6 protein-coding genes and 1 pseudogene are annotated in these 6,859 nt (G+C 55.1%); 2 read left to right on the top strand and 5 right to left on the bottom strand.

The window, feature by feature from the left end; genetic code table 11:
• Both TA5113_RS09220 and TA5113_RS09215 read right to left on the bottom strand, forming a co-directional pair.
• Positions 1-1,298: pseudogene (locus TA5113_RS09220) on the bottom strand (BCCT family transporter); the annotation flags it as partial.
• A 289-nt stretch (positions 1,299-1,587) separates the two neighbouring features.
• Positions 1,588-2,586 (bottom strand): LacI family DNA-binding transcriptional regulator, encoded by a 999-nt coding sequence (locus TA5113_RS09215; RefSeq protein ID WP_058314911.1) that lies wholly within the window; start codon positions 2,584-2,586, stop codon positions 1,588-1,590.
• A gap of 196 nt (positions 2,587-2,782) precedes the next feature.
• Between TA5113_RS09215 and gap the strand changes: the two genes are divergently transcribed.
• The gene (gene gap, locus TA5113_RS09210; RefSeq protein ID WP_058314865.1) at positions 2,783-3,784 is read left to right on the top strand and encodes a type I glyceraldehyde-3-phosphate dehydrogenase; all 1,002 of its coding nucleotides are present in this window, start codon (positions 2,783-2,785) and stop codon (positions 3,782-3,784) included.
• 66 nt (positions 3,785-3,850) lie between these two features.
• Here gap and TA5113_RS09205 read toward each other — a convergent pair whose 3' ends face one another.
• The 3 genes from TA5113_RS09205 to TA5113_RS09195 form a co-directional block, all read right to left on the bottom strand.
• Positions 3,851-4,039 carry a hypothetical protein gene (locus TA5113_RS09205; RefSeq protein WP_058314866.1) on the bottom strand — a complete coding sequence of 63 codons (189 nt, stop codon included), beginning with the start codon at positions 4,037-4,039 and terminating at the stop codon, positions 3,851-3,853.
• 88 nt (positions 4,040-4,127) lie between these two features.
• Positions 4,128-4,763: a ChrR family anti-sigma-E factor gene (locus TA5113_RS09200; RefSeq protein WP_058314867.1), complete on the bottom strand. Its 636-nt coding sequence runs from the start codon at positions 4,761-4,763 to the stop codon at positions 4,128-4,130.
• Positions 4,763-5,374: a sigma-70 family RNA polymerase sigma factor gene (locus TA5113_RS09195; RefSeq protein ID WP_245627150.1), complete on the bottom strand. Its 612-nt coding sequence runs from the start codon at positions 5,372-5,374 to the stop codon at positions 4,763-4,765. The genes TA5113_RS09200 and TA5113_RS09195 overlap by 1 nt, the downstream gene beginning before the upstream one ends.
• A 141-nt stretch (positions 5,375-5,515) precedes the next feature.
• On the opposite strand from TA5113_RS09195, the gene TA5113_RS09190 reads away from it, so the two are divergent.
• The gene (locus TA5113_RS09190) at positions 5,516-6,796 is read left to right on the top strand and encodes an NAD(P)/FAD-dependent oxidoreductase (RefSeq protein WP_058314868.1); all 1,281 of its coding nucleotides are present in this window, start codon (positions 5,516-5,518) and stop codon (positions 6,794-6,796) included.
• Positions 6,797-6,859 lie beyond the last annotated feature (63 nt).

Raw genomic sequence — 6,859 nt, 5'->3', positions numbered from 1 at the left:
ATGAAGTTCACCGCTGCAAAGATCTTGTCGCCATCGGACGCGCCAGAAATTGCACCGCCTGCACCGCCGGTCAACTCTAGGTCAATCGCTGTACCGCCAGCCCATGTGAACCAGACGAAACACATCAGAGATGGCACAAAGATCGCACCGAGAACGAACTCGCGAATGGTGCGGCCTTTAGAGATACGCGCCAAGAACAAGCCCACGAATGGCGCAAACGCGATCCACCATGCCCAGTAGAACACAGACCAACCACCCTGCCAGCCTTCCAGCTTGGTTGCGACAGAGTCTTCGACTCCATCAGACCGCCAAACGGTGAACATCATTTCTGGCAACGCAATCAAGTAATCCCAAATACCAACCACCAATGCTTGGAGACCAAAGAAGGTTGATCCAAACAGCAGGAAGAAGGCGAGCAAGAAGATCGACAGGCCCATGTTGAGGTTGGACAGCCACTTAATGCCTTTGCCAACACCGGACAGCGCCGACATCGTTGAGGCCGCCATAATTACAACAATCGCCACAACGATCCCCATGGTGTTGGCTGTACCGCTTTCACCAATCAGACCGCCGATCCCGATCCGCGTGAGGCCCGCAACGAATTGCTCGACACCAAAACCAAGCGTCTGCGCCACACCAAGAATGGTCGCCACAACCGCAACGATGTCGATCAAAGCGCCCAATGGGCCGGACAAAGATTTGCCGAAAATCGGGGTCAGAGATGAGCGCATGGTCAACGGCAGACCGCGACGGTAGCAGAAGAATGCCAGCGAAAGTCCCGCGATCGCATAACACGCCCAAGCGCCAAAGCCCCAGTGAAGGAACGACCACTTATAGGCGTTGCGCACGTTTTCCGCAGTGCCGCCTTCGGCCAAACCCTTGATGACTTCCGGGTTATTGTTGAAGTGATACATCGGTTCGGCAACTGCCCAGGTCAGCATGCCCACACCGATACCGGCACCGAACATCATTGAGAACCAGCTGAAATTCGAAAACTCCGGCACATCCCCTTCGACGCCAAGCTTAAGCCGCCCGGCGGTTGGCCATATCGCCAAGACCACACATAGCAGCACGAAAAGCGCGACAATCCAGACATACCAATAAGCGGTATTGGCCAGAATAAATCCGTTGATGGCATTTAGAACGCGTCCGGCAGATTCCGGAAACACCACGGCCCAGATCACAAGCACCGCAATAATGATCTTAGAAATCACCGCGACATTCTTACTAAACCCTGCATAAAAACCGCTCTCAGCGGTCTCGATAGGCAGGTCCATTAATGGTGGCTTCATAGACATGATCCCTCACTGTTTATAGTTGGTAGAAACAACGCGGGCGGCCATAGGCCACCCGTTCGTTGTCTTTCAAACAGCATGCTGATGCGCCGATCAAAATCGCAGGGTGCAGTCCAGCCCCCCGGTTTTTTCTGTCTTTAATGTCCCAATTTTGCGGAGCCTGCCGCGCATGGGTGGCTTTTAACAACATACCCCTCGACGATCTCAGGAAAGGGAAAATTGTAAAGCCTCAAACACGCAGGGTTATGGTCTGTTTGCGACAAAACCGCGCATTTAAGACGTGATTTTAGGCCTAGAGGCTTTCGCCAAGCGCAATCTTGGGTTGCATCTGCTCGAACTTGCGGGGGCCCTCATTGGCTAAATCGGACAGGATTATCTCTGCTGCCCGCACCCCAATTTCACGTCGACAGGCGTCGGTTGTCGCAAGCGACAGGGGCAGACCCTCAAGGATTTGAAGATTGTTAAATCCCGCCAAAGCAATGTCCGTCGGAATAGACAGCCCCGCCGCAAGGCAATGCATATACCCGCCGACTGTCATCACATCGCTTGAGTAATAGAGGCAATCCAGATCAGGCGATCGAGCCAGTAGATTTGCAGTCAGGTCTCTCCCGGTCTGAATGGTCGAATCCCCAGAGTAATGCTCCTGATCCAGCAAGCTCACCCCGGCCTCATTCAGCGCTTCACAGAACCCATCAAGCCGTTTGATGGCCCGAAAATCCTGCGGCATCTTCGTGCCTATAAATCCGATCCGCCGAAACCCGCGCTCAAGAATCTGCCGACCCATCGCGCGGCCGGCTTCTTTATGTGAGATCCCCACACAATGGCCGACCGGATCGCCATCCGTATCCATGACTTCGACAACTGGGCAATGGGCGCTTTGTAACATTTGCCGCGTGTTGTCCGTGTGCTCTAACCCAGCCACAACCAACCCCGACGGCCGCCAGCTTAGCATTTCTCGAATGACGCCTTCTTCTTCGTCCAGATCGTAACCTGACACGCCCACGACCGGTTTCAACGGGCTGTCTTTCAAAACTGAAGAAATCCCCGAAAGCACCTCTGGAAAGACATAACTGTTCAGCGACGGCACCACGACCGCCACCAAATTCACGGACTGAGACGACAAGGACCCGGCAATGCGGTTTGGCACATAACCAATCGAGCGCGCGGCCTCTTCCACCTTCAGGCGGGTTTTCTCTGACACATCCGGCGCGCCACGCAATGCCCGGCTCGCGGTCATTTCACTGACGCCTACCAGATCGGCAACGTCTTTTAGGTTCAGCCGTTTTGTCATGCGCGCATCGTCGGTGACATCGCAGGCAACATCAAGGTTGAATTCAAGCCTCCGCCGAAAAAGCCTCGACTTTGCGATGTGACTTGCATTTTGCAATCGTTAGCGTTAACGGTGGCGCAAACGTTATCGCTAACAATTTCACCGACACTTCTGGCTAGGGCGTGGTTGGTGAACCTACATAATCGGAGATCTCGGGATGACCCTGAATATCGCTATTAACGGATTTGGACGGATCGGCCGCAACGTATTGCGCGCGATCATCGAAAACGACGTCCAAGACGTAAACGTTGTTGCCATCAACGATCTGGCACCGGCATCCACTCTGGCACATCTGCTGCAGTTTGACTCCGTCCATGGCCGCCTGAACGCGGACATTCAGGTTGAAGACGACGCGATGACCATCAACGGCAAGCGCATCGCCTTAACCGCAATCCGCAACCCGGAAGAGCTGCCATGGGACGGTGTTGATATCGCCTATGAATGCACTGGTATTTTCACAGCGCGTGACAAAGCCGCGACCCTGCTGAAAAACGGCTCCAAGCGCGTGCTGATTTCTGCCCCTGGCAAAGACGCGGACCGCACCGTTGTTTACGGTGTGAACCACGCCGATCTGACAGCCGATGATGTGATCGTCTCCAACGCGTCCTGCACAACCAACTGCTTGGCGCCTGTGGCGAAAGTTCTGGATGACACATTCGGCATCAAAACCGGATACATGACTACGATCCACGCCTATACAGGCGACCAGCCAACCCACGACGCGGCCCACAAAGATCTGTACCGTGCCCGTGCCGCAGCGGAATCCATGATCCCAACTTCCACCGGTGCAGCGCGCGCGATTTCAGAAGTGCTGCCACACCTGAAAGGCCGCTTGGAAGGCTCCGCGATCCGCGTTCCGACCGCGAACGTTTCCTTGGTGGATCTGTCTTTCATGCCAGAAAAGGCGGCAACCGTGGACGAGATCAACGCTGCTGTGAAAGAAGCTGCCGCAGGTCCTTTGAAAGGCGTTCTAGGTTACGAAGAACGCCCACTGGTTTCCATCGATTTCAACCACGACCCACACTCTTCCACTTTTGCGGCGCCACAAACATCCGTGACCTCAGAAGGCCTGGTGCGTGTCGTCAGCTGGTATGACAACGAGTGGGGTTTCTCCAACCGCATGGTCGACACCGGCCGCGCCATGGGCGCTTTGCTGTAAATCGACGAACTCTCCCCATCGTCGAATGAGAAAACCCGCGGTCTTGGCCGCGGGTTTTTCTATATCTCAGTCTTTGTCCAACGGCGCGTCCCGCGCCTCTCGTTCTTCCTTGGATAACTTCACGCCCCAGGTCCCCTTGCTGATCCCTAGATCGGCTGGCATCGGCTTGGTTTTACCCTTTTTGATCTCGCCGCCCTTTTCCAAGAACGCGCGGATCAATGCCTCGTCTGTCGTCTCTTTTTGAATTTGGCTCATTGCATCCCTCCAATGGCTCGATCACTTGCAGCCAAGTGATGAGACCACTGTAACAGAGGTATGACTCTGCGCCTAATTCTAAGACAGTTTAGATTTTGAAGATCGGTTGGAACAACCGCGGCATGAATTTCTTGAACCGCAAAGGCGCTCCGGTCGCTGCCAAGCAGATGCAGGGCTCACCCGGATCCGCATGAGGCGTGTGCTCCAGATCATCATCCGCGATCTCGATATCACCGACACCAAACCGGCCCGTCTCATCGCTAAAGCTGCCCTGCAACACCAACGTCAGCTCAAGGCCTTCGTGACTGTGTTCCGGCACCGCTTCCCCACCGGGGATGTAAAGCAGCCGAACAGAGCCCTCTTTGTCCGCGTGCAAGATCGACTGACGCACACCAAAGCCAAGCGACTTCCACTTCGGCGGCTTGCCTTTCAGCGCTTCCATCACAGGGCCCGGGAATACGCCGGACTTCTGATAAGACACGTCTTTTGGCGCAGGTTCATCCAACATGGCCATCACGTTGTTCTTCATGCCCGCCGACAAATCGGCCTCGGCGCTATCCATCATCACGGCACCACCAGCCATTTCATGGGCTGCAAGGCGTGCACGTGCTTCGTCAGACATAGAGATCTGGGCCGCGACCACCAATTCGTAATGATACGGCAGGTTGCCCGCCGCATACGCCGCCATCAGCGGGTCAGAGATATGATGCTTGATCGTAGACATCAGCTTCTCAGTTCCTTCAATTCATGGCGGAGCTTCTCAAGCCCCAACCGGATGCGGGACTTAATGGTGCCCAATGGCAACCCGGTCTCCGCTTGTATTTCGCTATGAGAAAGCTCCCCAAGGTAGGCTTTCTCAACCATTTCCCGTTGTCCTGGCTTCAGACGTGCCAAAGCCATGCGAAGGGTTTCTGCCTCTTGTTCCACCGCCATAATCTGGCTGGCGTCTTCATGCGAGGCCCCCTCGTCTTTCAAATCTGTTGAGAGCTCTTCAGGCATGACCCGGCTCTCTTTGCGGATCACGTCAATCTGGCGATTGCGCGCGATCTGATAAATCCAGCTGCTCACCTGTGCCCGATGCGGGTCAAATTGATCAGCTTTCCGCCAAACCGTCAGCAGGACCTCTTGAACGATCTCTTCCGCCTGAGCGCCGGACACGCCAGTACGCATCACGAAACCTTTCAAGCGCGGCGCATAGAAATCAAAGATCATCCCGAAGGCGACCCGGTCACGGTTGTTCTTTACCGCGAGCATCCAAACCGTCTGATCTGAATATTCCGTCTGCGTTGCGTCGTTCAACCTGTCCCGTTTCCCACGCCCTCTTTTCAGCGCCATTGGGGCGCCGCGATGGTGTTCATCTAAGGCATGCTCTGCGGTCAACATAACGGGATTACGGAGCAGGTCGAGATTTGGATCATTTTTTTCATCCAATTTTGAATTTTTCCCGTAAAAACAAAAAAGAACGAAAGAGCGCTTATGTCATTTGACCTCCCGCCCCCCCTGCCCCAACGCATTGCCATAATCGGTGGGGGTATCTCAGGGATGGCCGCCGCCTACCAGCTGGCCGATCATCACGATGTCACGCTTTATGAAGCGGCCCCAAAACTCGGCGGCCACGCGCGCACGGTCATGGCGGGCAAACATGGGGATCAACCGGTCGACACCGGGTTCATCGTTTTTAACTACGTGAACTACCCGCACCTCACCGCGATGTTCAATGACTTGGACGTGCCCGTCATCAAAAGCGACATGAGCTTTGGCGCGACAATTGATGATGGTCGCGTGGAGTACGGTTTGCGCAGCCTCGGCGCGGTCATGGGTCAGCGCCGCAACCTCACCCGTCCCAGCTTCTATCGCATGCTACGCGACATCATGCGCTTTAACGGCAACGCCGAACGACTGGCCCAAGACGGTACAACCATCGCCGAACTGGTGGACGAGATGCAGCTCGGCGATTGGTTCCGCCGCTACTACCTCATGCCGATCTGTGGTGCGATTTGGTCAACACCGCCGGAAGAGATCGCAAGCTTCCCTGCCCGCTCATTGGTGCGCTTCTTTCGAAACCACGCCTTGCTCTCCGCCACCGGCCAGCACCAATGGTGGACCGTTAAAGGCGGCAGCGTCGAATACGTGACCCGGCTCCAACAGAACTTAATCCAGAGAGGCGTCAATATCCGCTGCGGCGCGCCAATCCATTCCGTCCACCGCGATGCGACTGGTGTCAGCATTTCAACATCAGGCGCGGAACCTTCGCAATTCGATCAGGTGGTCTTTGCCTGCCATTCGGACGACGCGCTGAAAATGATCGCAAATCCAACACCCGCAGAAGCAAACGCCCTCTCCAATCTACGCTACCAGGACAACCAAATGATCCTGCATGCCGATGAATCGCAGATGCCGCGCCGCAAAGCGTGCTGGTCCAGCTGGGTCTACAAGGCGGATGCAGTGGATAATCGACCAGAGATTGGCGTGACCTATTGGATGAATAGGCTTCAAAACATTCCGGAACAGGATCCATTGTTCGTGTCTTTGAATCCAGTGCGCGAGGTGGATACGTCAAAAATCTACGACGAAAAAACCTTCCGCCACCCGGTCTTTGATATCGCGGCACTTAAGGCACAGAGCCAGATCGCGGATATTCAGGGTCAAAACAACACCTGGTTTGCGGGTGCCTACCTGCGTCATGGCTTCCACGAGGACGGGTTTGCCAGTGCTGTCCGCGTTGCCCGCACCCTCAATCGTGTTCCGGCTATGTAATTCGGCGGCGGATTTATTTTCCTTTTTATTTCAAATACTTAGCGCCGCCTTCTTACTAGATGA

The organism is Cognatishimia activa (assembly GCF_001458335.1).
GTDB lineage: Bacteria > Pseudomonadota > Alphaproteobacteria > Rhodobacterales > Rhodobacteraceae > Cognatishimia > Cognatishimia activa.
The sequence above is the reverse complement of the archived record's forward strand: the minus strand, read 5'-3'. Positions and strand labels throughout refer to the sequence as shown.

Bases quoted from the DNA above. Each gene is read 5' to 3' on its own strand.
- TA5113_RS09190 (WP_058314868.1), top strand. From the start codon at position 5,516: ATGTCATTTGACCTCCCGCCCCCCCTGCCCCAACGCATTGCCATAATC.
- TA5113_RS09200 (WP_058314867.1), bottom strand. From the start codon at position 4,763: ATGTCTACGATCAAGCATCATATCTCTGACCCGCTGATGGCGGCGTAT.
- TA5113_RS09205 (WP_058314866.1), bottom strand. From the start codon at position 4,039: ATGAGCCAAATTCAAAAAGAGACGACAGACGAGGCATTGATCCGCGCG.
- TA5113_RS09195 (WP_245627150.1), bottom strand. From the start codon at position 5,374: ATGGCGCTGAAAAGAGGGCGTGGGAAACGGGACAGGTTGAACGACGCA.
- gap (WP_058314865.1), top strand. From the start codon at position 2,783: ATGACCCTGAATATCGCTATTAACGGATTTGGACGGATCGGCCGCAAC.
- TA5113_RS09215 (WP_058314911.1), bottom strand. From the start codon at position 2,586: ATGACAAAACGGCTGAACCTAAAAGACGTTGCCGATCTGGTAGGCGTC.